Origin of the sequence: Azospirillum cavernae (assembly GCF_003590795.1) — a bacterium.
Classification (GTDB): domain Bacteria; phylum Pseudomonadota; class Alphaproteobacteria; order Azospirillales; family Azospirillaceae; genus Azospirillum; species Azospirillum cavernae.
Genome location: NZ_QYUL01000004.1, coordinates 44,609 through 68,140 on the forward strand (window position 1 = coordinate 44,609; position 23,532 = coordinate 68,140).

Sequence of the window (23,532 nt, forward strand, 5' to 3'; positions counted from 1 at the left end):
GGTCAATCATCCCACGGGTTGAGCGGATCGGGAGCGACGGAGAGCATGAACAGCGGAGCGCCCGTGCCCGTCGCCGAGCTGGAGGTCGAGGACGCCGCCTCGTCCTTCAGGGCGGTTTCCAGGGCGCCCCAGTCGATGTCGAAGCGGGTGAAGCTCTCGTCGCCCGACTTCTCGGCCTGGGCCGCCTTCAGGCGCAGGGAGGGCAGCAGGGACAGGGCGGCGGTCAGGACGATGGCGCGGTTGGCGCGCAGCATGTCCGTGGTTCCCGAGGCCAGCCGGTCGGCCAGCGCCGTCCCGCCGAGGGTGTCGGCCAGGGTGTGGTAGGCGCCCAACAGGTCGATCTCGGTGTCGGCCAGTTCGGCGCGGGAGACCCCCAACCGCTCGCGCACCATGTCCGGGGTGGCGTCCATCGCCACGTAATCGGCCAGGACATAGGTCACGGTGCGGCTGGCCGGACGCCCGCTGGTGGTCCAGCGGTAGGTGATCGTCCGGCGCTCGAACGCGCGGGTCTTCTCGTTCAGATGGGCGGCGACGCTGAACAGGAACTCGGTCGCGTCCTCGGACAGGGAGATCGTGTCGGCGTAGACGAGGGCGCCGATGTGGTCGCGCAGCTTGATGGCGACGGTCCCGTCATCGGCGGTCGTGCCGTCGCCGTCGATGAGGAGGGGAAGGACGAGCGTCACATCCTCCCCGGCGATCTCATACCGGATCGCCATCGGTCTTCGCCTTGGCGGGCGGCAAGGTCTCCGGCATGAACGACGCTTCGTCCTCGTCGGGCGTGGCCGTCAGGGCGGCGAGCGTCAGCAGGTAGGTCTCGACCCCCTCATCCACGCCATGCTCCTTGATGCACGCCGCCAGTTCCTTGTCGTCGGCGATGTCCGGGAGGTTGGCGTGGATCACCTCAAGCTGACCGATGCCGAGGCGGGCCTGAAAGAAGTTCGTCACCTCGACCACCGCCGGGCGGTGATAGGGAACCTCCTGGCCCGACGATGGGTCCAGCAGCAGGAAGTTGCCCTTGGTGTTCAGGATGGCTTTCATCGGGGTCCCCCAAAGTCAGAAGGGGCGGCGTTGGCCGACGCCCCGTCACGGCCCACGATCAGGCGGTCGTGTAGTCGTAGATTTCGCGGGTGTCGCCGAAGGCCAGCTTGTAGCCCGAACTCTGGGTCTTCACGTAGGTGATGACTTGGTTGCGGATCGACTGCTCGCTCTCGGAGATCATCGAGTTCGCCTCGACCAGCTCCTCCAGCGTTTCCGCCTTGGTGTAGCCCAGCAGCTTGCCGTCCCCCATGGTCGAGGACAGAGCGAAGCCGACGTTGAAGTTCAACACCGGCAGGCTGGCCTGAAGACCGACGCCCACGGACGCCAGCCGCTCGGCCGCCGTCTTGGTGTCCAGCCCTTCGCCGGACGCGACCTTCGCGATGGCCGGCGCCATGAACAGCATCAGCCACTCGACGTAGGCGTCCCAGTTGCCCATCACCATGTCCACCGGCACGCCCGCCTTGGCGCGCGAGACCAGCCACTTCAGCAGCGGCTTGTACTCGATCCGGCCGGACTGGGTGCCGCCGAACGCCGTCTGCTTGACCACGCCCGCCGCCGGATGCACGCCGTCGCCGTTCAGCATGACGGTCGTCGCCACGCCGACCTTCGACCGTTCCAGCTCGCGCTGAACGCGCGCCGCGAACGGGGTCAGCATGTCGAGCGAGGCCCGGCGGCTGAACTCGTAGGTCGTCTGGTAGCCCGAACCGTGCTTCCAGATTTTGACCGAATTCTCGGTCATGCGGATCGTGCGAACCGGGATGCGGCCACCTTCCGACACCACGGAGGTGCGGTAGTTGTCCTTGTCGTTGTCCGGGTCCAGGATCACGGCGGTGATGAGTTCCGGGCCGGAGATGGTGCGGCTGTTGGAGACCAGCGGTTCGACCGTCTCCAGGGTGTCCTGGCGGTAGGCCCACCGCATCATGTCGTCCACCACCTCCGGGAACATCGCCCGGCTGCCTTCCCAGGTCTGGAAGGTTTGGGACGCCGCCTGAAGGGTGATGCCGTTGGCGAAGTCGTTGCGCACCGGCATGTTGAGGAAGGCCAGCGAGGCTTCGTAGCCGTTCAGCCCGTCGAAGCGTGCCGGCGTCTCGGACAGGCGCGGGTCGATGGACAGCAGCAGGTAGTCGCGGACGCCGATGCCGAAGCTGTTGGCGTCACGCAGCAGGCGCAGTCCGGCGTCGCGGGACTGGCCTTCGGTGGTGAGACCGGCGAGCACCGCTTCGGGCGACCGGCGCTGGATCTCATTGAGGGAACGAACTTCGGGCATAGGATTGAGACCCTTGTTGAAGCCGACGCGGGCTTACTGGAAGACGACGACGACGTAGCCGGTCAGAACCTCGGCCACGAAATTGTTGGGTTGCGCGGTGGTCGCCGCCTTGACGGTCCCGTCCCCGGCGCCGACGACCGACTGGCCGACGTTGATGGTGGCGCCGCTCTTGACCGGCAGCTTGTAGCCGCCCTTGGTCTGCATGGCGCCGACCAGGATGCCTTCCTGGCTGCGGTCCTCGACGGTGAAGAGGACGCCCCGGACGATGTCGCCATCGGCGGCGGGCTTCATCGTGTTGGCGGTGGTGTCGGCCGACAGCGCGCAGCCGACGTGGGCCTTGCCGGTGCCCGAGGCGAGATAGACGGTGTAGCCGAACTCCGGGTGGTCGAGACCCAGCAGCGTCACACCCATGCCAATGCCGTTGTAGGCCATGGAACCTGCTCCTTAATTGCGCGACTTGAAGGCGGCGTTGGTGAAACCGGCGCCCTTGGCGGCGTCGGAGACCGCGCCGGTGGCGACCCCGCCGACCGGAATCAGCGACGAGAGCTTGCCCTGCGCCGCCGTGATGCCAGCGATCAGCTCCGTCGCCGTCTTGGGCGCGGTCGCGTCCTTCTGGCCGAGGGCGACGTGCAGCTTGGTGAACTGGTCCGTCAGGAAGGAGAGCGTCGGATCGGTGTCGATCTTGACCGGCTCGACCTTCTCGGCCTCGGCCAGCTTCGCCGCGAGTTCGGTGATCTGGGTGTTGAGGCCGTCGATCTTGGCGGTCAGGCTGGCGACCTCGCCGCCCTTGGCGTCGAGGTCTTTCTTGGCGGTGGCGAGGTCCGCCTGGGCGGTCGCCAACTGGGACGCGAAGCCCGTCAGTTCGGACAGGTTCACGGTCACGGGATCGGGCATGGTGGGTTCTTTCGATGCCGTCAGTTGAAGGAGGAGGGCCTTGCCCGTCGTGCCGCTGGCGGTCAGGGCGGCGCCCTGCGCGGCGGCCTGGGACAGAATCTTCGCCCCGTTCGCGGCCCCCTTGCCGACCAGGGACATCTCGTGCCAAGCGCTGAGACCATCGACGTGGGTGTGGACGCTGTCCTTGCCGATGGCGTGGCCGTTCTCACAGGTCAGGGAGAGGACGTTCATGAAGTCCGCGTCCGGGCCGAGATAGTCGAACCCACACTTGGAACAGGTGATCGTCTTGGCCTGGAATCCGACCGACACCTCATCGACGGTGGCGTTCTCGATCTTGTTGATGAGATCGGTCTCGGTGTTCGGGATGTAGAACTGGACCGGAAGCTGCGGGCGGTTGGAGCGGTCGCGCGTGATCTCGGCCCAGAACGCCTTGCCGACCGGGAGCACCTTGGTGTCGTGCATCACCTGGATCGGCACGCCCTCGCCCCGCTGGAGCATGGCGGCCATCTCGGTCATCGTGCGTTCGGAGACCACGGCGCCGTCGAAGATCGACCCCTTCTGCCGGATCGGCAGGGTGTTCAGCGCCAGGGCCTCGTAGACCACGAGGTTGTCGAGATTGACGTCGTTGCCGGCCGTCGTCTTGATCCGGCTGGCAATGACATCGGTGACTTGGACCCGCTTGCCCATGCCGTCATCCAAGTAAAGGGGTGAGGTCTGGGCAAGTTGACCGAATGGGTTCGGCTGCTTCAACGTGATAGGGATTACTGGTCCAGCCCTAACTCTTCTTGACCATTTTGCTGTTCGCCACGGCGCTGCCCTCCGGGGTCAGGCTGCGGTCGAGGGCGTTGCCGCTCTCCTCGGCACTGGTGTCGGTGGTGGTCGAGCTGACCGTCATGAAGCCGGTGCCAGCCAGGGCGGGCGCGTCGTCCGGTCGGTGGCGACCGAACATTTCCATGTGGAACTCGTCGTCGTTGATGAGGCCCAGGGACAGCAGCGACAGCAGACGGGACTGGCGCATGGTCATGTGGTTTTCCAGCTCCAGCGAAGGCCGGAGTTCAGCCTTGCGGAAGCGGACCACCGCGTAGTTGGCGCGGCCCTGCATCATCAGCGCGAAGGTGAAGAGGCGGGACAGATTGTCGGCCACCGGCTCGTTGATCTCGTCCGCGTTCATGGAAAAGATGCGGGCCTCGACCGACGCCGTGTTCACGCCGCTCTCCCCCCGGCCGATGATCGTGGACATCACCTTCAGGGCCGCCTGGTTCTGGGCGTTCAGAACGTCGATGACCTTCGAGATGTCGATGCCCACGCCGGGGTTGTCGTCGTTGATGATGGAGGCTTCCACGCTGTCCCAATGGATGAACGCCTGATCCACCCGCAGCGAGCCGAAGGACTTGGCGATCTCCTGCAACTTGCTCCGCGCCCAATTCGCCATCTTGTCGGCGTCCGCCTGAACGTCGGCGGGCGCGGACTGGCGAACCACATCCTCCAGCACCTTGATGTCAATGCGCGGGAAGCCGGTGACGTACATGATCCGGTACAGATCGTTGATGACCTGCTGACGCGCGGCGATGGTGTTGATCGCCGAGACGAAATGGCTGTTCGTGTAGATCGAGGTCGGGTCGCGGCGGAAGAAGCTGACGAAGAAGGTCGGGATGTCGAGCGGGATTTCGCCCACTCCCCCCGCCGGGATTTGCACCGGCTTGTACTGGCCGGGCTTCGGCTCCTTCCAGCGCACCGTGGCGAGGTCCACCTGCCGGATTTCGCTGGGGGCCAGGGTGCGGTCGAACACCAGTTCGTTCGCCACGCCGCCGCGCAGCAGGATCATGTAGCGCATCTCGGCGGCCAGCAGCCGGAGAGAGGGTTTGAGCTGGAAGGCCGAGAAGTCGGACTGCACCGTCAGGCGCCGGATGATCTGCTGAAGGACGGCGTACCCCTCGCGGTCCAGGTTTCCCTGCTCATCATGCACGCTGACCAGCATGTCGGTGTTCGAGACGGTCAGGTAGGCGTTGACGGCGGCGCTCACGTCCGGGTCGCCCTGAAACGCCTCCTTCATGATGGAGCGGCTGTCCTTGCGGAACCTGTCCTTGAACAGGTCGCGCATGTGTTCCTGGTACATCGGGACGGAAAGCAGCCCGCCCGGCGTCTGACCGTTGAAGGTGTTGGTGATCGAGGCGCCGCCGCGATTGGCCCGGCGTTTGAAGCCCCCGAGCTTGAACAGGTCCATCACCATGATAGCAGCCCCTGGCTGTGGCTCGACGGAACCAGGAGACCCACGTCGTCGGGCACCCAGTCCGCGCCAATGGTTTCGTAGAGGGTTCGCGTCTCGGCCTTCCGCAGCGGCTGAAGCGCCTGCCAAAGCCGGAGGCTGAACAGCATGAAACCGAGGGCGTGGAAGTAATGATCGTCGCCCTTGAGCTTCACCCAGCGGGCCGGGCTTTCCGGCTTCTCGTCGCGCACGTTGTCGCGGAAGTGGGTGATGATCGTTTCCTTCTGGTGGCCGTAGCCGCAGAGGGTGATCCTCTTCGAGCGGACGGACTTGGCCGCCACGTCGAGGAGCGAGGTGCGGTCGGCCTGGGCGTAGGCCGGGTTCTTGAACTCGTCGAAGACGATGTTGATTTCGGCCGATCCACGGTACTCGACGGGGAACACCTTCCTCCCGCTGACCTCGAAGATGTCGTGGGCGGTCGGGGTGTAGGGGTGACGGTCAACCGCGCCGGCCACGATGTTGACCTGACCGCACAGGCCCTTCACCCGGTCCACGATGTCGTTGGCCGGGATCGTCTCGAACAGCAGCGCGTCGCAGTCCTCCGGCGTGCCGACGCCCAGGATCAGGTGGCAGACCGCGCCCATGTCGATGCCCAGGAAATGCGGGCGGGTCGGGTCCACCTCATCCGGCCGGGTCGGGACCGGGGCGATGCACGCCTCGATGTCGGCGCGCTCCAGGCGGATGTTGCCGTCGATGTAGGGCTTGCCCAGCACCGTGTTCGACCAGCCGCGCAGATAGTCGCGGCGCTTGTATTCCAGAAGCTGGCCGATGATGTAGGGGATGCCGATGCGGCCGGTGGACAGCGGGCGGACCCGATAGCCCCGCGCGTGCTGGATGTCGGGCCGCTGGGCGACCCAGCGGCGCCCCTCATCGTCCAGATCGAGTGGGCCTTGGTGGCAGCGCTCGCACATGACGTAGGCGCCGAGAAGGTCCAGCTTGGGCATCAGGCTTTCGGTGATGTGCCCCAGGTCTTCGATGTCGTCGGGCAGACCGGGGATCACCACGAAGTCGCGGGTGAAGTCCGGGATCTGAACGTGACGGCAATAGGGGCAGCGGATGACCCACTCGCGCTGGTCCGTCACCTCATAGTCGCCGTCAATCCCGAAGCCGAAGAAGGTCGGGGTCGAGAAGCGGTGCTTGATCCGCCATTCGGAATTCTGGAGACGCGACTGGAACAGGGACAGCATTCCCTGATCGGTCAGGTCCACCTCGTCATGGACGAGGTAATCGGCGGGCGTCGAGGTGGCGGCGCCCTCCGTCGCGTTGGTCATCAGCAGGAAGCTCGTGCCGAACTGCATCGTGGACATCGAGCGGACCATCTTCTCCCCGCTCTCCGGCTGGAAGACGGCGTTCTCTTCGATGCAGGGTTTCACCCGCATCTGGCTGACCTTCTTGAACATCGCCTCGTCGGGCAACGTGTAGATCGCGTTGACCCCTTTGTTGCGCTTCACGAAGGCGAGGATTTTGCGGACCTGAACCTCGGTCAAACCAACCTGGGAGCATTTGATGACCGACAAATTCTCGTGCATGTCATCGGCGATGGCCTGTTGAAACGGATACTTCGCCATCGAGAATGGCCGCCCCCGCAGCAATGTGTTCTGCGTGATCCAGTCACCATAGCTCGCCGCCTGATCGACATCGAAGCGGGCGCGGGCGCGCGACAGGAAGTCTTGGATTGGACGGGTCATCGGGCGACGGTAGTCGGGCGACGACTTGGCGCACAGCGAAAGGACGTTAGCGAATCCTCGCTAACGTCTCTGGCGTTGCGCCCAGGGGGCGTTGTCGCGAACGATCTGGGCCTCCCCCCACTCCAGGCCGCCCATGCGCTTCTACCCTGATCTCAGTCAGAAGACGTTGGCCCCGCTCCAGGTGGTGCAGGAACAGCTCCGGCTGGACCCGGCCTATCTGGACGCGGATGACTGCTCCTACGACGCCAAGGTCAAAGAGCTGCTGAAGCTCCTGGCTCCGGGTTCCGGCGACAGCCCCCAGGCTTTTCTGCGCCGCGCCGGATCGAAGCAGCAAATCCTCGAAGACGAAACCCAAGCCCTCTACCTGGAAATCCGCGACTTCGGCCAGAAGCTGAAGGCCGACGACGTGTCCGAGCGGATGTCCTACTACCGGACCCGCACCGCCCTGCTGGAAAAGCTCATCTCCTTGACGGAGCGGGCCAGCAGCATGAAGGCGGTTGGTCAGTTCCAGGACATCGTGCTGGGCATCTTCGAGGACATGCTGACGCCCGACCAGCGGGCCGAAGCCATGGAACGCCTGGGCGCCGCCCTCGAAACCCAGGACGACCATGGCTGACCTCTTCGCCGCGCACGCCCCGGCCTTCTGGTCGCGCGGCATTCCCGCCATCCCGCTCGTCAAGGGCCAGAAGCGTCCCGCCATCGACGCTTGGCAGATGTTCAGCGACAGCCTGCCGACCGAAGAGCAGAAGGCCCGCTGGCTGTCGGAGTTCGCCCACGGGAACATCGGCGTCGCGCTCGGCCCCCAGTCCGGCATCGAGATGCTGGACGTGGACACCGACGACCCCAAGGTTCACCAGTTCATCGACACCGTGCTGCCGCACAGCCCGTGGCGGCGTCTTGGCCGCAAGGGATTCGCTCTGGCCTTCCGCTGGTCGGGACACCGCACCTTCCGCATCAAGCAGGCGGACGACGCGACCATCATGGAGCTGCTGTCCGCCAAGACGCAGCTCGTGATCCCGCCGTCGATCCACCCGGACACCGGGCTTCCCTACCGGGCGAACGTCGATCTGCTGGAAGTCTACGACGAGCTTCCGCCGCTCCCGCGCGACGTGGAGATCATCCTGCGCGAAGGGCTGAAGGAACTCGGCTACGAGCTGTCGGCCAACGGCTTCACCAAGCTGACGGAATGGGTGGCGCCGGGCGCCCGCGACAACCGGATGATCCAGGTCGCCGGTCTCTACGCCAACACCATCCTGCGCGGCGAGGTCACGTTCCTCGAAGCCGTCGCCCAGATGCGCGGTTGGCACGACGCCCGCGTGGAGAAGGTCGCGGGCGACGACGTTGACATCAACAAGGGCATCGTCCGCATGGCGGAGTTCCTGGTCTCGGATGTGACCGGGGACAAGCGCCGCATGTTGCCGGTCGGTTGGGACGCCAACCTGTCGGGGGAGATGAAGTCCGGGCTGGGCCTGAACGTCATCACCGACGAGAACCAGGAATGGACGCCCGAACAGGTGCGGACCCACCTGGACGCCGCGCTTGGCGCGCTTCCTCCCGAGGATCTTCGCCGCGTCGATGAGGTGAACAAGGCGCTGGACCGGATCGCCCGCCAGCAGTTCGACGCTCTGCACGAGGAGCAAATCCTCCGCTGGATCGCCGAGACCTCGATGACCGGCATTTCCTTCACGTCGCTGAAGCGGCGGCTGCGGGAACTGCGCCAGGGCGAGGTGGTCGGCACCGACCACAGCGAGATCGCCGAACAGGTGCTGGCCGACCTGCGCCGCTTCGGCGAGGTGCGGTTCGCCTTCAACAAATTCTGGTCCTGGACCGGCTCGCACTGGGAACGGAAGATCGACGAGGACATCTACCGCCTGATCTCGAACGATTACGGCGATCTTCCCGCCGCCCGCAAGGCGGCGGATCACAGCGGCATCCTCAAGGTGATGGGCCGCAAGGTCTCCCGCCCGCTGGTCGATAGCGCCCTCGTCGGCATCAACTTCGCCAACGGCTACCTTTCCCAGGATGGCCGGATGCTGCCGCACGATCCGGCCTATGGGGCGACCTACTGTCTGCCCTACCGCTACATGCCCGAGCTGGCCGACCGTTGCCCGCGCTGGCTGGCCTTTCTGAACGAGCGCTGGGCCAAGGACGCCGACCGCCCGGACAAGATCACGGCCCTCCAGGAGGCGATGTGCGCCACGCTCATGGGCATGGCGCCGCGCCTCCAGCGCGCGGTCCTGCTGGTCGGCGTGGCCCGCTCCGGCAAATCCCAGGTGCTGAAGGTGATGCGCGGCCTGCTGCCCGAGGAGGCGGTGAGCAACATCCCGCCGAACACCTGGGGCGACAAGTTCATGCCGGTCGGTTTCGTCGGCAAGCTGCTGAACGTGGCGGGCGAACTGTCCGAAAGCAAATACATCCAGGGCGACATCTTCAAGCAGGTGGTCGAGGGCGAGAGCATCCCGGTCCAGTACAAGGGGAAGGACGCCTTCGACATCCGACCGATGTGCGCCCACTGGTTCGGGTCGAACCATCTGCCGAAGACCAGGGACACGTCGGAAGGGTTCAACCGCCGCTGGCTGGTCCTGACCTTCAACCAGCCGGTCCCGCTGGAAGACGTGCAACTCGACTTCGCGGACATCCTGATCGCCGAGGAGCGCGAGGCGATCACCGCCTGGGCGATCCAGGGGATGCCGCGCCTGATCCGCCAGCACAGCTACACCATCCCGGCGTCTCACGCCCAGGCCGTGGAGGCAATGGCGGACGCCAATGACAGCGTGCGTTTTTTTATGAAGCAGAAGGGCGTGGGCGTCCTATGCCTGAATTCCGCCCCCACCTCATCGACACAACTCTACACCGAATACTATCGCTTCTGCGCCGAGGCGGGGGATGCCCGGCCTGTTACCTTGAGGAGCTTCTTGGGTCGGATGGAGAATTTGGCGAACGTCTTCGGCTTCACGCCCATTTCGCAGAAGGACAAGGATGGAAACACCCAAGTGTTGTACGTGAACGGCACCTCTGCGACGCCCGCCGAGGCCGCGTGATCGAAATCACCCGGCCCGACCTGATCGAGCTGTTCTACTGGCAGAACGTTGCAAGCGTGCCTACCCGGTTTAGGCAGTCACCCACGGCATAGAGGGAAGGTAAAGCGTGCATCGCGACCTCCCAATCAACATCATATGAACCGACTAAGTCATGCTATACGTGTTATGCTCTCTGATTTTCGCGGCATCCTTAAGAAACCACACCTTTTTGGTTATGGGAAATCACGTCATTGGCTATTTCACCGAACATCTTTATGCGGCTATACGGCACGAATCTCGGATTGTCACTAACGACCGGGAAGCGTGACACCACCATGTGTTGGACCTCGTTCAGCGCCAGCTTCTCCTTCAGTAGATGTTCTCGGTTCTTTTCCTTTAACAAGGCGCTCTCATAAGCACGCACTAGCCTATAATTGAATCTAGCAAAGCGCGAAGCGTCCGCCTCGAGATAATCGATATCAGTAAAATTGTTTTTGCATTGAATGTTCCAAATTACGCCATCCCGAACAGTTACAACATCAAACTCACGACGATTGATGCGCCGTACATCTTGCACAACGAAGCCCTGTCGGCTTATCTCCTGGCGAACCGCTTCTTCAAATATGAAGCCTGTGCGGATCTGATAACGCTTTTGACGATCAAGGCACCGAGCGCGCCAGTAGTAGATAAAACGACTCAGAAGTGTAACGGTTGATCGATAGACGCCATTGATTAAAACAAAAGGGGAATAAGTAGACAGACAATCTAGATAGGTCACTCCCGATGAGAGAAATGCAGATTTCAAGTCTGGTGGCGCTCTAAATTCATCAAATAGCGCTGAAATATCTTCTGGACTTACTACGATCCAAAAGTCCTTTTCCACAAAATTGATGGATAAACGACGCACTATTCCTGCCGCAGATGGAAATTCTGTCTTCGCCAATTCGAATTCTGAATAGGCTATTTCGATATTGAGAATATCATTTCGGAGTTCAGCAGCTGAGAAAATTCTGTCTGGACTTAACGTTTCCCTCATCGCCCATTGTGTAACATCGTCCGTGATTGGCATATTGATGATCGGTGCTCGCTCGGGCTCAAGAAAAAATGGATCTAGCATTGCCAATTCAGCAGATTCTTGCGCCGGCAGACCAAGTTTTGTCCGAGACAGCTTCACCTTCAGCGCGTTCTGTGCGCCTTTCAATTGAACTCCGTTGAGCTCAATCATCGGCAGGAAGATAAGGAGCGCATCGTAAGGTATTACAGCCTTATTTCCGCAACATGCCTTCGGAATCATATGAAGTAGAGCTATGAAATGGCGCCGTCGCGATTGAAGATAGATTATCATAGATCCGACTGTTCTAAAATAAGAAGCGATCTCAGAGTGTCCGTGTGCATCAAAACCTGTCGCTATACCTACGCCATACCTTATAAGATTGGTAAAGCGGTTTGCGAAATTTCTGCTGAATTTTTTAATAAATAATTGGCGCACAGCCTGAAACTGCGGTGTCAATTCGACGTGCAGGCTGAGCGGGAGAGAGTATATGTATTCTTCAAATTCGTCATCGTCCCAATCGACGTTTATTAAGTTAATGCACTCTTCGATAGCGCGAAGAGTATCAAGCCAAGCATATGTTGCAGAAATCGGCTCGTACGGAGCGAGGCAATCATGAACCATCTGGCGCTCTTGAAGCGCAATGCGTTCAACGAGCAAGTGCTCGGGAGACGATGCTGTCAAAATGCGTGATTGCTCGGTCATTGGAAGCGTGCTCCTACTTTGGATTTTAGAAAATTCCCCATCATTTTAAACGGGTTCTCAGCGCAGAATTTTACAACCTGCCTCCCATCAAAGGATCATGATAGCCTGATTCATATATTAATACGCATGAAAAATCGCCAAAAGAAAAGCCCTCTCCCCACACATCCGCTCCTAGCGCACAGTAGCCTTTCAAGTAGCGGATGCAGCAACCCCACATACAGTAAGTGTCTTAACTGGACAGGAACGGCCGCAAGCAACAAGCCCCGCCGATGAAGCGGGGCTTTCCTTCACAGCGAACCTCGTGGGTCCCATCGGAAATCATTGACACTCAGGCCCGTGTCAAAGCCCGCATAATAGGCGGACAGAGAGGCGTCGTAGTAATTGAATTGCTTCGTCATGCCCGAGGTTTGGGATATACGCCCCAGGAGATACCGTCCTTGCGGAGAGGCCGCCACCAGCGTGCCCCCTCCGGTCCAGGTCACGGCGTTGTAGTTGGTCGCGGTCGAGGCTGCCGGTAGGCCGCTCACCGCAGTCCAATTGGTGACGCGGAAGGCGGTGTTCGCCACGGACCCATTCACGATGCCCGCAAGTTTGCTTGATGTGGAAACAAAATTGTTCAGAAAGCCGATGCTTGTTATTAGGCTTAAGGTTATTATTTTTGATGTTGATGTGTTTAGATACGCGCCATAAAGGTTGTTGCTCAGGACATAGTAAACAAATATTGCCGTTCCTTCTCGCCCCTTCGCCACAGTCAGCGAGGTTATGGCGGTCGAAACCGTGAGCTGGTTGGAGAAAGCGGTCATGGTCGCCCAGGCGATGACCTGGAAGGATGGGCTTGAGGAACTGCCGGATGCGAAGCCCAGAACGATGTAAGCCCCGTCAGGGGACCACTCCCCCGCGTTCACCGCCGTGGAACGACTGTAGGCGCCAGACACCGGGGTCCAGGTCGCGGCGTCATAGAACTTCACGTACCCGCCGGCGTCCGTGACGGCCAGCACATCGTTGGCGGTCGGTCGCCACCCAATGATCTTGGTGAAGGTTCCGTCGATCTCGGCGATCACATCCTGGGTGTCGGCGTTGAAGATCACCAGCTTGTTGACGGTGCCGGTCAGAATCACCGCGAGACGCCCATCGCTGGATGGGCACACCTGCTTGCAACTCGGCCCTTGGCTGGCGTAGGTCGAGAATGTCCGGCTGTCCCACCGGGCTTTCTGGAAGTTCCAGGTCGAAATGTATTTGGCGCCGTCGAAACTGTGACCGAAGTAGATGACCGGATCGGTCGGCAAGATGACGGCCTTTGCACTGGCGGCCTTTGCAAGGCAGGCCGAGTGGTACGCGGTCAGGCACTCCAGCATCAGAACCCCACCACGGCGAAGGCACGGACCACCGATCCATCGACTGACCGGCGAAGATGAATCTCGTCCGTCCCGGACGAGGACAGGGAGGGGACTTCACCGCCCAGCCAGACGATCCCACTCGGCCATGTCGGGGTGAACGCCCCGCCGTTGGTCAGGCGCAGGATGTAGACGGCTTCGCCGCTGGTCGGCGCGCCCGACAGGATGACGGTGTAGGCCGCAGTCGCCGTGTGGCTGAACAGCACGCCCGTCGCGTGGTCCAGCGTGACGTTGGCCCCGGACACCGTGACGGCGCCGACCTTCAGAGAGGGGTTGCTGATCGCGGTGGCGTCGGCCTTCGCGTCCAGCGCGGCCTGGAGACCCGTGACGGTGGCGATGGCGTGGGTGTGGCTCGTCGCCGCCTTGCCGTCCAAGGTGGTCTGGAGGTTCGTCACGTCCGAGATCGCGTGGGTGTGGGCGCTCGGGGTGAAGCTGTCCGGCTTCCCCGTCACCCCCGTCCACGGAACCGAGGCCGCCGTGCCAGCGCTGAACGCGGTGTAGCCCGCCTCCACGGTCAACTGCGTCTGGTCGGTGACGATGTAGACGTTGCCGGTGTCGGCCTCCTTCACGAAGTCGCCGAGTTGAACCGTGGCCGTGGTCAGCGCCAGCCGGGCCGCCGTGTTCGCCACCCCGACCATCCGCTCCAGCGCGGCGGTTGGGATGCGGGCGATGTCGAACACCCCGCTCGTGATCGTGGAGGCGTCCTGCGTGTGGACGGCCTCGGCCTTGCCGTCCAGCTTGGTCTGGAGATCGGTCACGCTGGCGATGGTATGGGTGTGGGAGTTCGCGGCCTTGGCGTCCAGGGCCGCCTGGAGACCGGGAACATCGTCGATGCCGTCGATGCTCGACCCGCCGACCTTGACGATGCTCCCGTCCGTCTTGCGGACGTAGATCGAGTCCACGTCGTCGAAGGCGATCTCGCGCAGGGCAAGGTCGCTGGTCGAGGGAACAGCCCCCGCCGTGCGGGCGGTCTTCAACAGGATGCGCGAATAGCTCATGAATAATCCCCACCATCCAGGGTGAAGTTCGGGTTGTCGAACGCCGAGAGGGGGAAGACGGTGATGTTGCCCTTTCGATCAACCGAAGGGACGACGCTCTGGGTGACGGGATCACGGGTCTCGCCAACGCCGAAAATCCCGCCGTCCGCTTCCGCGACCGGGACCTCAAGGCCGGGAAACCGTCCCCCGTCTGTGTCGGAACCCCAGCCCGTGTAGACCCTGTAGGTCACGCGGTCTGGGTCTTCATCCCCGTCCAACCCCATGAGCCAGCGGGCGGCTCCTCGGGCCATGCGGATCAAGGGGGCGTCCGCGTTGACGAGACCTGACATCGCTCCCCTCCGCGCAAAGAGAAAAGGGGTGGCGCAACGCACCACCCCCTCCTCGTGTTGGCTTACGCCAGGGCGATGTTAGGTGACGCGCACCTTGTCGGTCGCCGACAGGGCGGCCACCGGCAGGATGTTCACCCCGTCCACGGTGTAATCGTCCACCACGTCCACCAGCAGGCCGTTGATGTAGACCTGTTCGGTGCCGGCAACCGGGGTTGCGGCCAGGGCGAAGGAGGTGAAGCCGCCGTTCGCCACCGCCGCCTCGCGGACCACGAAGGTCGCGGCGACCGCCGTGCCGTCCGCGTTGCCGACGAAGATGCGGCCCGCCGCCAGGGCCGCGTTCAGCTTGGTCGGCAGCGCGCCCTCGACCGCCGTCACCCGGTCGGTCAGCGCGCTGTCGGCGGCCTGAAGGGTGTCGATCTCACCTTCGCTCGCCGTGACGCGGGCCTCCAGCGCGGTCGCGTCGGCCTCGGCGTTGGTGACGCGGCCTTCCAGCGCGTCGATGTCGGCCTCGGCGGTCGTGACGCGGCCGGTGAGCGCCGTCACGTCGCCATCGACCTCGACCAGCGCGCCCTGCACGTCGGTGGCCTGGAGACTGCCGACCGGGGTGAACGTCACCTGTTCCGCCGCATAGTCGCCCGCTTCGGCCAGGATCGGACCCGACCGACCGAAGACCGAGACCACCTTGTCGGTGTTGTCGATCTTCTCCCAGTCGGCGCCGTTCGAGACCACCCAGTCGCGCTGTTCCCAGTCGGCCACGCCGTCGATGACGGTCGTGCCGGCGACGGCCACGACGTAGTAATGCCCCTTGTTGTCGGCGGCGGCGGTCGGCAGGACCGGCAGGTTCTGGGTGGCGTCCCAGATCCCCTTGTAGGTCATTGCGCCCGCAACCTTGGAGACCTCGGAATCCACATACGCCTTGCGGGTCACGTCGTTGGCCGCGACCGGAGCGCCCAGGTTCGACAGGATGAAGCCGCCGAAGTCGAAGTTCTCGGTGGCCTGAACCTGCTTCAGCTTCAGCAAAGTCTTTGCCATGGTGGCGATGCTCCCTTCAGGTAAATGTTAGGTGGAGGTCATGTAGTAGACGGCGACCGTATCGCTGCTATCCAGCGAGTAGCCGACGACACCCATATCGATCTTGACCACGTAGGGGCCGGCTCCATCGAGCGAGACCGCCGTAAGGTCGATGCCCATGCCGTTGATGGTCACGATCAGACCATCCTTGTTCCCACCCTGAAGACCATCCGGCAGGGTGGTGTTGAGGGTGTGGATGCCGGTCGTCGCAATCGCCGGACCAGCCTCGGTGAAGCTGCGGCGCTCGAAGACGATGCCGCCCTGGGAGGGCATCCACACCGGGGCGCCGCCTTCCATCGTCAGGACGTAGCCGTCGCCGCCGGGCGCCAGCGACGCGCCACGGCCCTCGGCGTCGCCGAGGGCGAGGTTGTAGGCCGGGATGGCAATCTGTTTGAGGCGTTGCGTGCTCGCCATGGTCAGACTCTCAGGTTTGGGTTGCTGCGGGCAGCGCCGAGTAGACGATCAAAAGTTCGTCCACGGTTTCGAGCCGATACGGAAGGTTGAGGATGGTCAGCGTCGGCGCCGAGTAGGTGAAGCTCTCGGGCGACAGCCCCTGGCCGTTGATCTGGACTTGCTCGACCTCGTAAACGTCGCCCGGCATCGTGAAGACGGTCTGACCGTCCTGGTCGATGGCGACCTTGAGGGAGCGAATGTCCGATCCTGTAAACCCGGCGCGCAGGAGGTCGCTGATCTTGAGTCGGCGCGTCACCCCGTTCTGGACGATGGGTAGCCATTCATCCCCGGTCAGGGGGAGCGCCAGATCGAGTTGTGAGATTGTCCGTCCGCTCATCGGCCTTCGGAAGCGTGAAGGCCGGGACGCCCCAGTCCCGGCCCTCTTCCCCCGCCCCAGGAGAACCCGCCACGAGTGCGAGCAACACCCAGACCCTACCAGCCCCAGGAGCGCTGTCATGCAGCAGACGGGTAAGGGTTGCGGCCCTAACCCAGCTCCGTGACCACAAGAAGACCGGCGGTGGCGGTCGGGCCGGGGCGCGCATCCAGCTTGGTGTATTGGCGGGTGTCGTAGACGAAGTATCCCCCGCCGCGCAGATACACTTCCGGGCCGCCGTCGTAGAAGCGGATGACGGTGTCGTATTCCGGCTGAAGTTCGACGGCCAGCACCTCCTCCACCTTGAACGTGGCGGTGGAGGTCCACTCCCCGGCGGTCAGAGACATCTGGTGGCAGCCGACCGGGTGCAGGGCCTGGACAGGCTGCCGGTTGTCATCCATCGGAAGCGGCATCGTAGAAATCTCCGTCATAGTCTTCGTTGAAGTCGGGGAAGACCCCGTTGCCGTATTCGCTACAGTCGATGGTCTCGTAGGCGTCCACGTCGGCGTCATCGACCGGGTAGAGGTAGCCGTCGGGGACGGGCCGGGTGGCGTTCGGATCGAACAGGGCGCCCATGGCGAAGAGGTCGCCGTAGGCGTCGAGGTCGGCACGGCCCTGGTGGAAGGCGGTTGCCACGGAGAGGGTCGCGGCGCCGACGAGCACGACGATCATCGGCGGCGCGAAGATCAGCGTTCCTTCGCCCACCAGCGTGGCGGCGCCGGTCATCAGCGTGAAAGAGACCGGGTTGGCTGTCAGGGTGGAGGTTTCGCCGACGCTCCAGAGCTTGGCCTTGTAGGTCTGCTGGTGGGAGATCTCCCCGACAACCAGGCTTGCGACCCCCGGCATGATGATGCCGATGTCGTCAACGGTGGCATCCTGGACGGCCAGCGTGCCCCTGCCCAGGAAACGGGCGGTCGGAACGGCGAGGGTCGCCCCCTTCGCCACCAGCTTGCCCTTGGCGAGGAGCGCTGCGGCGCCGACGCTGTGGGCGCCTTGAAGGGCCTTCAGCGTGGCCTTGCCCTGGACCTGGGCGCCGGCCACCCAATTGACCTTGGCTGTGATCGGGTTATGGAACCGACCGAACCCCTTCAGCTCGACCACCTGCTTGCGGTGGATCGCGCCGATGGCGGCGAAACGGCCCCGACCGCGAAGGCGGTTGTGGGGCACATTCACGAACAGGTCGCCGATCAGGTCGGCCTCGCCGATCATCGGTTCGGCGTAGGCGGTGTGGGTCGTGACCTCGGTCGGGGCGCAGACCGCCAGCAGTATCTGGGTTCCGTCCTCGCAGAGGAGCGGCACGCCGTCCTGACACAGCAGGACGGGACAGGCGGCCTCGCACGTCAGCAGCAGGATCGGCTCGCCGTCCTCGCACAGCAGACACAGCCCATCCTCGCACAGCAGGAACACGTCCCCCTCGCAGGGTGAGGAGGTCGCCCGCCTCACCCATCGGCGTTCGGAAAGGAGACGGGTGAGCTGCATGACTTACTGGTTGCTGGCCTGGATCGACCCGATGGGGAACTCCATCCGGCCCCCGGCGGCCACCGTGTTGGAGGGCGTGACCGCGCCGTAATAGAGAAGCTGCCCCCCGCTCTGGGCGGACATCACGCCGACATGGGAGATCGTTCCCCAGGCGGCGGTCGCGACGGGGAAGGTCAGCAGGTTCTCGTTCGCGCTGACGCCGTCGCTTGGGTCCGAGAAGGTGATGAGCTGGCGGACGTAACTGCCGCCCGTAACCTCGACGCCGGAATTGTCGTCGTTCGGGTTCGAGGTGTAGAGCGCGAGGTAAACCGCACCGGGCGGGGTCGTGTTGTTCGGGTTGCCCCGAAGAAAGAAGTTGATGATCTCGTTTTCCATGTAGTCGGAGAACGCGGACATGGAGCTGGCTCCCAAACAAGTGAATCGTTGGATCGGGCCAAGCTACGGGATCGGGGCGACCGGCGCCGTTCAGGACTGGGTTCACGGCGCGGCAGTAACTCAGGTTCAAGTTGAAGTAATAAAAGTACATTTCCGAATTTCTGGAAATTTCATCGGTCGAGATGAAGGGGGGACCCCCACCCCGTACCCTTCAACCCATTGTAAATAAAGGGTGTACCCTTCGCCCCGGCCCTGCGCTTATGGCAAGTCACGGCCTACCCCTGTGCTATGGTGTGTCTACGGTGATTAACAAATCACTCGCCCATCGAAGGAGAAGGCAAGGGCGTCGATAGGAGAAGTCTGTCTAAATCCGTCCCATGTCCAAATGTTGGACAGAAAGGACGAAGACAGGACAGGTGCGCCCACTTCCCGGACCCATCCAAATTTTGAACGGGGTATCGAACATGACGACGCAAGTAACCTACACGTCCGCCATGAAGTTGACGGCGGCGGCTTTCGACGGGGTGTCGGATCGCCTCATCCATTTGGCGGCTTCCACGGCGCTGACCTACCTTGCGGGCGTCAACGGGTGGAACACGGACAAGAAAATTCCCGCTGAAACGGTGCGCGAACAGTTGGTCGATACGTTCCAAACGAGCGGGAACAAGCGGACCACGGCCTACACCTTCGCGCAAACGGGGTGGAAGCTCGCCGCTCGCCTGTCCAAGGGAGACAAGGCGTTCCGGGAAACCTTGAAGGCGAGCGACTTGCAAGAAGCCGTCAACCTGATTGTGGTTCAGATCAAGGCGGATTTGCAGGCTGGCAACCTGCCCCTGACCATGGATGGTTTGAAAGCCCTGTTGGAAGGGCCGAAGAAAGACGCCAAGCCCGCGAAAGGCGCGGCGGAAAAGATCCTCACCTTGCTCAATGCGGACGACAGCGAGTTCAGCGACCAAGAGCTTGAGGACATTCTCGCCGCCGTCCGGGGGCTGGTCACGGCCCGCGCCCAGCACGCCGCCCCTCTTCAGCAAGCCGCCTGACACGCAACCCGGCGGGGGGAAACTCCCCCCGCCAGCGCCCGGCGTTTATGAAGGCCCATTCTTGGAGTGGGCCGTCATAAGCCTCGAACGAACCCTGCGCCATGTTCTGGCGCGGGGCGTTTGGCGTGCCCACAACCCGGTCTCGTTCAAAATTTGGACGGGACGCTGTAGGAGAGGTGTGTCCGATGCGACCCCAAATCCAAAAGTTGGACCGGCACCCGATGTTCGGGTTCCTGGTCCAAGCGGCGAAAGACCGGGCCGGCGGGTGGATTGAGGACCGGGCCGCGTTCGACGCCCTGGTCCTGGCCGAGTATGCGGCCTTGCGCCAAATGCTCCCCGAGGCCAAAGCCCCGGATGGGCCGGAGCGTGACAGCCTGGACAGCCTGACCGCCGAGTGGTCCTCGCGCATGGCCCGTCCCGCCGCGTGGCGCCCCTCGCTGCCCGAGCGGGTCTTCCCGGATTTCCCCGACGCCCCGCCCATGCGGGACGAGGACATCCCTGATGACGGCCTGGGCGCGTTCCGGGACATGCTCGACTTTCCCGATCCGGTCGTGCCCCAGCGCGTGCATCACATACTGGCCGACACCGACCACCGCGTTCAAGTCGCGGCCCAGGCCCAGGCCGACAAGCGGGCCGCCCGCAAGCCGGGCAAGGCCAAGCAGGTGTTCGAGCCGCCCGTGCCCAAGGGCATGGGTCCGAAAAAGCGCTGGGCGCTGTCCTGATACAGAGTTTCATCGTTTCCAGCGCCAGTACCGGCTGACCGCCGGATGCCGCTGACGCCCCGGCCCTGGCCCAGGGTGGATAGGAGAGCCGCGTCCTGATCTGGCCGCCGTCCAAAAGTTGGACAGCGGTCGGGATAGAGCGCTGCCGGGTCGGCGTCAGGGTCAGAGCCAGGGCGGGGGCGCACCCATCATTATGCTCAGTACGAGCACAACGATGGCCTCGCGGAAAATGAAATTCGGCGCCGCCCTGGTCCTGACCCTGACCCCGGTTCTGGCCCCGATCCGAACCAAGCCGCCCCTGGTCGCAATCCACCTCAAAACCAGCCGCAGGTTGGTTCCCCAAAATCAGGGAGGGAACAGTGATCGCTCGCATTCCTGGCGGAAAAACCAAACTCGGCTTCGCGAAAGAGGCTCTTGATCTGCTCGAAGCCGGACAAATCCGACGCTGGCAAGTCATCAACCGGCTGATCCACGTCGGTATTTCATCGGTCGAGGCGAACCTCATCGCCGACCGTGGAACTCTCCCCCACCACACCCTCAAAAGACTTCTGGAGGCATAACATGACCCGCAAAGACCGGACCTTCGAGGTTGTCTACAAGGGCGGAAAGCGCCGTCCAAAGCTGGAACTCGCCACCCTTGCCGCTCTGGCCCTGGCCGAGAACGGAACTCCCCAGCGACAGAAGCCGGTCGAAGGACAGGCCAAGGGTATTCGGTTTGTTCGGCGGTAATTGCCAGGAGGTGGGGACGGGGCGACAAGCCCCGGCACCGCCTTCAACCGCCGCCGATGCCGCAGCCCAGCTTCAGAGACATTCTCAGACCCATAATTTCTCATCACATCAAAATCTTAATCCCTTTCTCCTTGGATTAGATTTTCTCTCCTAAGAGCCTCTAGAGACTTCATTGTCAATAGGGCTGCATCTCTAATAATAATAATTTTGTATATAAGGGGAAATTCACGAAATCTGATCCAAGGAGAAAAACACTAATCCATTGGAACTCTTAAAAATGGGTCGAAAATCTATCACTCTGTCCCAGATAAGCGACGAACTGACCGGTGATGCCCAGGCCATGGCCCGGCTCATGAATCGGCCGCTCATCGACTACCCAGACGAGTGTTGGCTGGACCCCGGCCGACGCAAGGTCACGGCTGACGGCCGGCAGCAAACCCTCCGTTACTGGCTCTACGAGACCCTGACCCAGGCCCCAGTTGGGGATGGCTACACGCTCCGACCGTTGGCGACGTGCATCTCCCCTGACTGCGTGAACCCGAAGCATCAGGCCCGCGCACCGCGCCAAAGACCGGGCCGCAAACCCGGACAGGCTCCGCAACAACGCAGCCGCTCGGCCGTGGATGTGACTTGGCCCGACGCCCAAACCCTCCTCATGCTGCTGGTCCTCGACCCGCCAGCGTGGCAGGAGGAGTACCGCACCCGCTGCTGGGAGTGGACCGGGCCAGTGCAGCAGTTCGGCCAAAAGCGCCTGCCCAAGCTGAAAGGACAGGCTGCCCATCACGCCGTGTGGGAGCTGTTTAACCGCCGTCCACTCCAGGGCCGGTTCAAGAAGGCTTGCCGCAATGACATGTGCGTGAACCCCACGCACCTTATCATCCCGGCCCATGCCCTAGCCCAGACCGACACCCCGGTCCAGCCCGTTCACGCACCGGTTGCCGTCAACCAACCGGTGCCCGAGGCCATCACGTTGGACGGAGAGACCCTGGGCGACCTCCGGGAAGACCTCCTCTACATGCTGGGCTGTATCCACCAGCAGCCGGAGTTGCTACCGCGCTACACCAAGTGGCTGCTGAACCGACCGAACAACCGCTATCTGCATGACCTCATGCAAGAACTCGCCATTGAGGAGAAATGGGTTCGGACGATGCTGGAGCAAATTCAATGGACCTACCAATCGTAGTCGCGCCGGACGGTCAAGTCGGCGTCCCGGCCTATGTGGTCCGATCCCACATTCCAAAGGCCAAATCCTGGCCCACCCCCACGAACGAACGAACCTTCACCGACCCCGGTCACGGCCTTTGCCTACAGGCCGAGTATTTGGGGCGCATGTACAACCGCACGAAGACGCCGGAGATCAAGGCGCAGATCGGTGCCGTGCTCCATGCCCTGCTTCAGTTCCAGCGAGGTGAATAGAAATGCCCAATTCACTCTCCACACACCAGAACTATGAGCTGATACAGGAACTCCGCAACCGGGGACTCTGTGTGGCCTATCTTGAAATTGATGACGTTTCAGACGATGCCCTCTTTAACGGTGAAGAAGACGCAAAAAATTTCGTTGAAACGAACAAGAGGGCCGTCGAAGCTTGCATGACAGAGGCCGGAATATCGGCTGTTCAATCTTATCTGTTTGAAGATCGCGGAGAAAAACAGTGAGCGGTCAATCGACAGAACACGGCCCTTTGCGATTTCAGGCACCGAGTATTCTGGACTTAGCCCCGCTCCCCTAACCTGATCCCCACAAACGCCGTCCCTCCGGGCGGCGTTATCGTTTCGGCAAGGACAGGATCACCCCGACATCAACACCCAACTCCCCATGCTTCAACTCCAGAGGAACGTCCGATGAAGTATCACGTCCACTTTGAAGCAAGCGCCGCTGTCGGCGTCGCCTTCGAGGTCGAGGCTTCCTCTGCGGAAGAAGCGGAACGCATCGCAGCGGCCAAATTCGATCCTCAAAAGGTCGTCGATGACCTGCTGGAAATCAACGAACACACCTTGGCCGGATACGGTCAGAGCGTGAGCCACGTCGTCGTGTCGGTGGACGACAGTGGGTTCGAGGTCGTGGACGCTTATCAGAATTGACGCCTGATTCTGGACCGCCCTCACAAGCGACAGCCGCCGACAATCCAACGCAGTTCACGACCAAGTTACCAAAGCATTCCTAACCCAGTCCTGACAAGCGCCGCCCCTCCGGGCGGCGTTATCGTTTTGGCATGAACTGGAGCACCCCAACATGAACGCTCAGGTCTCTCGCCAGGAACTCACCGAGTTCCACGACGCCTGCAACCCCCCGAAGGAAATCACGGCCGCCACCTTGGTCGAGGCTTACCACCGCGCGAAGGGCCAGATGACCATCGAGATGGTGGCCGACCGCCTCGACGCGGCCACCGCCCGGATCGGCCAGGGGCATTTCACCATCACCTTCTCCACCAACTCCAGCCCTTACAGCGCCCCGGTCTTCCTCTCGCATTGGTTCCGCGACGCGGGCGCCAAGTACGAGGAGTGCCACACGGTGGGGCGGGGCAAGACCGTCGCCGAGGCTCTGGAGGCGCTGGACGATTATGTCGGCAGCTTCCACCGCACGAATTTCACCCCCGAGGAAGTCGCCGCAACCACCGGCCTCTGACCCAAACCAGGA

The 23,532-nt window shown here is 62.6% G+C and carries 27 protein-coding genes; 10 read left to right on the forward strand and 17 right to left on the reverse strand.

The genetic code is table 11. From position 1 onward, the window contains the following. Positions 1-2 precede the first annotated feature (2 nt). From D3877_RS23405 to D3877_RS23435, 7 genes are all read right to left on the reverse strand, one after another. On the reverse strand, positions 3-716 hold the full coding sequence (locus D3877_RS23405) for a hypothetical protein (RefSeq protein ID WP_119833226.1): 714 nt from the start codon (positions 714-716) through the stop codon (positions 3-5). Beyond that, on the reverse strand, positions 700-1,038 hold the full coding sequence (locus D3877_RS23410; protein ID WP_119833227.1) for a hypothetical protein: 339 nt from the start codon (positions 1,036-1,038) through the stop codon (positions 700-702). Before D3877_RS23410 ends, D3877_RS23405 begins: the two co-directional genes overlap by 17 nt. Before the next feature lie 58 nt (positions 1,039-1,096). Continuing rightward, entirely contained in the window at positions 1,097-2,305 is a 1,209-nt protein-coding gene (locus D3877_RS23415; protein WP_119833228.1) for a hypothetical protein, read from the reverse strand. A 33-nt stretch (positions 2,306-2,338) separates the two neighbouring features. Further along, complete coding sequence (locus tag D3877_RS23420) at positions 2,339-2,737, reverse strand: hypothetical protein (protein WP_119833229.1); 399 nt, start codon at positions 2,735-2,737, stop codon at positions 2,339-2,341. A gap of 12 nt (positions 2,738-2,749) precedes the next feature. Next, on the reverse strand, positions 2,750-3,886 hold the full coding sequence (locus D3877_RS23425) for a hypothetical protein (RefSeq protein ID WP_119833230.1): 1,137 nt from the start codon (positions 3,884-3,886) through the stop codon (positions 2,750-2,752). A gap of 88 nt (positions 3,887-3,974) precedes the next feature. Then, on the reverse strand, positions 3,975-5,429 hold the full coding sequence (locus tag D3877_RS23430) for a hypothetical protein (protein WP_119833231.1): 1,455 nt from the start codon (positions 5,427-5,429) through the stop codon (positions 3,975-3,977). After that, positions 5,423-7,153, reverse strand: coding sequence for a phage terminase large subunit family protein (locus tag D3877_RS23435; protein WP_119833232.1), 1,731 nt, complete (start codon positions 7,151-7,153; stop codon positions 5,423-5,425). Before D3877_RS23435 ends, D3877_RS23430 begins: the two co-directional genes overlap by 7 nt. Positions 7,154-7,286: 133 nt before the next feature. On the opposite strand from D3877_RS23435, the gene D3877_RS23440 reads away from it, so the two are divergent. Then, on the forward strand, positions 7,287-7,769 hold the full coding sequence (locus D3877_RS23440) for a hypothetical protein (protein ID WP_119833233.1): 483 nt from the start codon (positions 7,287-7,289) through the stop codon (positions 7,767-7,769). Next, positions 7,762-10,194: a phage/plasmid primase, P4 family gene (locus D3877_RS23445; protein WP_119833234.1), complete on the forward strand. Its 2,433-nt coding sequence runs from the start codon at positions 7,762-7,764 to the stop codon at positions 10,192-10,194. The genes D3877_RS23440 and D3877_RS23445 overlap by 8 nt, the downstream gene beginning before the upstream one ends. Positions 10,195-10,384: 190 nt before the next feature. On the opposite strand, the gene D3877_RS29570 is transcribed toward D3877_RS23445, so the two are convergent. The 10 genes from D3877_RS29570 to D3877_RS23490 form a co-directional block, all read right to left on the reverse strand. Beyond that, positions 10,385-11,929, reverse strand: coding sequence for a hypothetical protein (locus D3877_RS29570; RefSeq protein ID WP_147395266.1), 1,545 nt, complete (start codon positions 11,927-11,929; stop codon positions 10,385-10,387). Positions 11,930-12,216: 287 nt separating this feature from the next. Continuing rightward, positions 12,217-13,284 (reverse strand): WD40 repeat domain-containing protein, encoded by a 1,068-nt coding sequence (locus D3877_RS23450; RefSeq protein ID WP_119833235.1) that lies wholly within the window; start codon positions 13,282-13,284, stop codon positions 12,217-12,219. Beyond that, positions 13,284-14,321, reverse strand: coding sequence for a phage tail fiber repeat family protein (locus D3877_RS23455; protein WP_119833236.1), 1,038 nt, complete (start codon positions 14,319-14,321; stop codon positions 13,284-13,286). The genes D3877_RS23450 and D3877_RS23455 overlap by 1 nt, the downstream gene beginning before the upstream one ends. Continuing rightward, positions 14,318-14,620 (reverse strand): hypothetical protein, encoded by a 303-nt coding sequence (locus tag D3877_RS23460; RefSeq protein WP_158599980.1) that lies wholly within the window; start codon positions 14,618-14,620, stop codon positions 14,318-14,320. The genes D3877_RS23455 and D3877_RS23460 overlap by 4 nt, the downstream gene beginning before the upstream one ends. Before the next feature lie 108 nt (positions 14,621-14,728). After that, the gene (locus D3877_RS23465) at positions 14,729-15,682 is read right to left on the reverse strand and encodes a hypothetical protein (protein WP_119833238.1); all 954 of its coding nucleotides are present in this window, start codon (positions 15,680-15,682) and stop codon (positions 14,729-14,731) included. A 27-nt stretch (positions 15,683-15,709) separates the two neighbouring features. After that, complete coding sequence (locus D3877_RS23470; RefSeq protein ID WP_119833239.1) at positions 15,710-16,135, reverse strand: hypothetical protein; 426 nt, start codon at positions 16,133-16,135, stop codon at positions 15,710-15,712. 10 nt (positions 16,136-16,145) lie between these two features. Continuing rightward, complete coding sequence (locus D3877_RS23475) at positions 16,146-16,511, reverse strand: hypothetical protein (RefSeq protein WP_119833240.1); 366 nt, start codon at positions 16,509-16,511, stop codon at positions 16,146-16,148. A gap of 146 nt (positions 16,512-16,657) precedes the next feature. Next, positions 16,658-16,960 carry a formylglycine-generating enzyme family protein gene (locus D3877_RS23480; RefSeq protein WP_119833241.1) on the reverse strand — a complete coding sequence of 101 codons (303 nt, stop codon included), beginning with the start codon at positions 16,958-16,960 and terminating at the stop codon, positions 16,658-16,660. Next, on the reverse strand, positions 16,941-18,026 hold the full coding sequence (locus tag D3877_RS23485) for a hypothetical protein (RefSeq protein WP_147395267.1): 1,086 nt from the start codon (positions 18,024-18,026) through the stop codon (positions 16,941-16,943). Before D3877_RS23485 ends, D3877_RS23480 begins: the two co-directional genes overlap by 20 nt. Before the next feature lie 3 nt (positions 18,027-18,029). Further along, complete coding sequence (locus D3877_RS23490; protein ID WP_119833243.1) at positions 18,030-18,422, reverse strand: phage tail fiber protein; 393 nt, start codon at positions 18,420-18,422, stop codon at positions 18,030-18,032. Between the two features lie 443 nt (positions 18,423-18,865). Between D3877_RS23490 and D3877_RS23495 the strand changes: the two genes are divergently transcribed. The 8 genes from D3877_RS23495 (at position 18,866) to D3877_RS23525 (ending at position 23,520) form a co-directional block, all read left to right on the forward strand. Then, a complete protein-coding gene (locus D3877_RS23495) occupies positions 18,866-19,441 on the forward strand; it encodes a hypothetical protein (protein ID WP_147395268.1) in 576 nt (191 codons plus the stop codon). Between the two features lie 221 nt (positions 19,442-19,662). Beyond that, positions 19,663-20,163, forward strand: coding sequence for a hypothetical protein (locus D3877_RS23500; RefSeq protein ID WP_119833245.1), 501 nt, complete (start codon positions 19,663-19,665; stop codon positions 20,161-20,163). A gap of 359 nt (positions 20,164-20,522) precedes the next feature. Next, positions 20,523-20,723, forward strand: a complete 201-nt coding sequence (locus D3877_RS23505) for a hypothetical protein (protein WP_238475044.1) — start codon at positions 20,523-20,525, stop codon at positions 20,721-20,723. Between the two features lies 1 nt (position 20,724). Continuing rightward, positions 20,725-20,892 carry a hypothetical protein gene (locus tag D3877_RS29980; protein WP_158599981.1) on the forward strand — a complete coding sequence of 56 codons (168 nt, stop codon included), beginning with the start codon at positions 20,725-20,727 and terminating at the stop codon, positions 20,890-20,892. Positions 20,893-21,169: 277 nt separating this feature from the next. After that, positions 21,170-22,075, forward strand: coding sequence for a hypothetical protein (locus tag D3877_RS23510; protein ID WP_119833246.1), 906 nt, complete (start codon positions 21,170-21,172; stop codon positions 22,073-22,075). Positions 22,076-22,310: 235 nt separating this feature from the next. Beyond that, on the forward strand, positions 22,311-22,550 hold the full coding sequence (locus D3877_RS29575; RefSeq protein WP_147395269.1) for a DUF2384 domain-containing protein: 240 nt from the start codon (positions 22,311-22,313) through the stop codon (positions 22,548-22,550). Between the two features lie 186 nt (positions 22,551-22,736). Next, positions 22,737-22,976, forward strand: a complete 240-nt coding sequence (locus D3877_RS23520; protein ID WP_119833248.1) for a hypothetical protein — start codon at positions 22,737-22,739, stop codon at positions 22,974-22,976. A gap of 151 nt (positions 22,977-23,127) precedes the next feature. Then, positions 23,128-23,520 (forward strand): hypothetical protein, encoded by a 393-nt coding sequence (locus tag D3877_RS23525; protein ID WP_119833249.1) that lies wholly within the window; start codon positions 23,128-23,130, stop codon positions 23,518-23,520. Positions 23,521-23,532 lie beyond the last annotated feature (12 nt).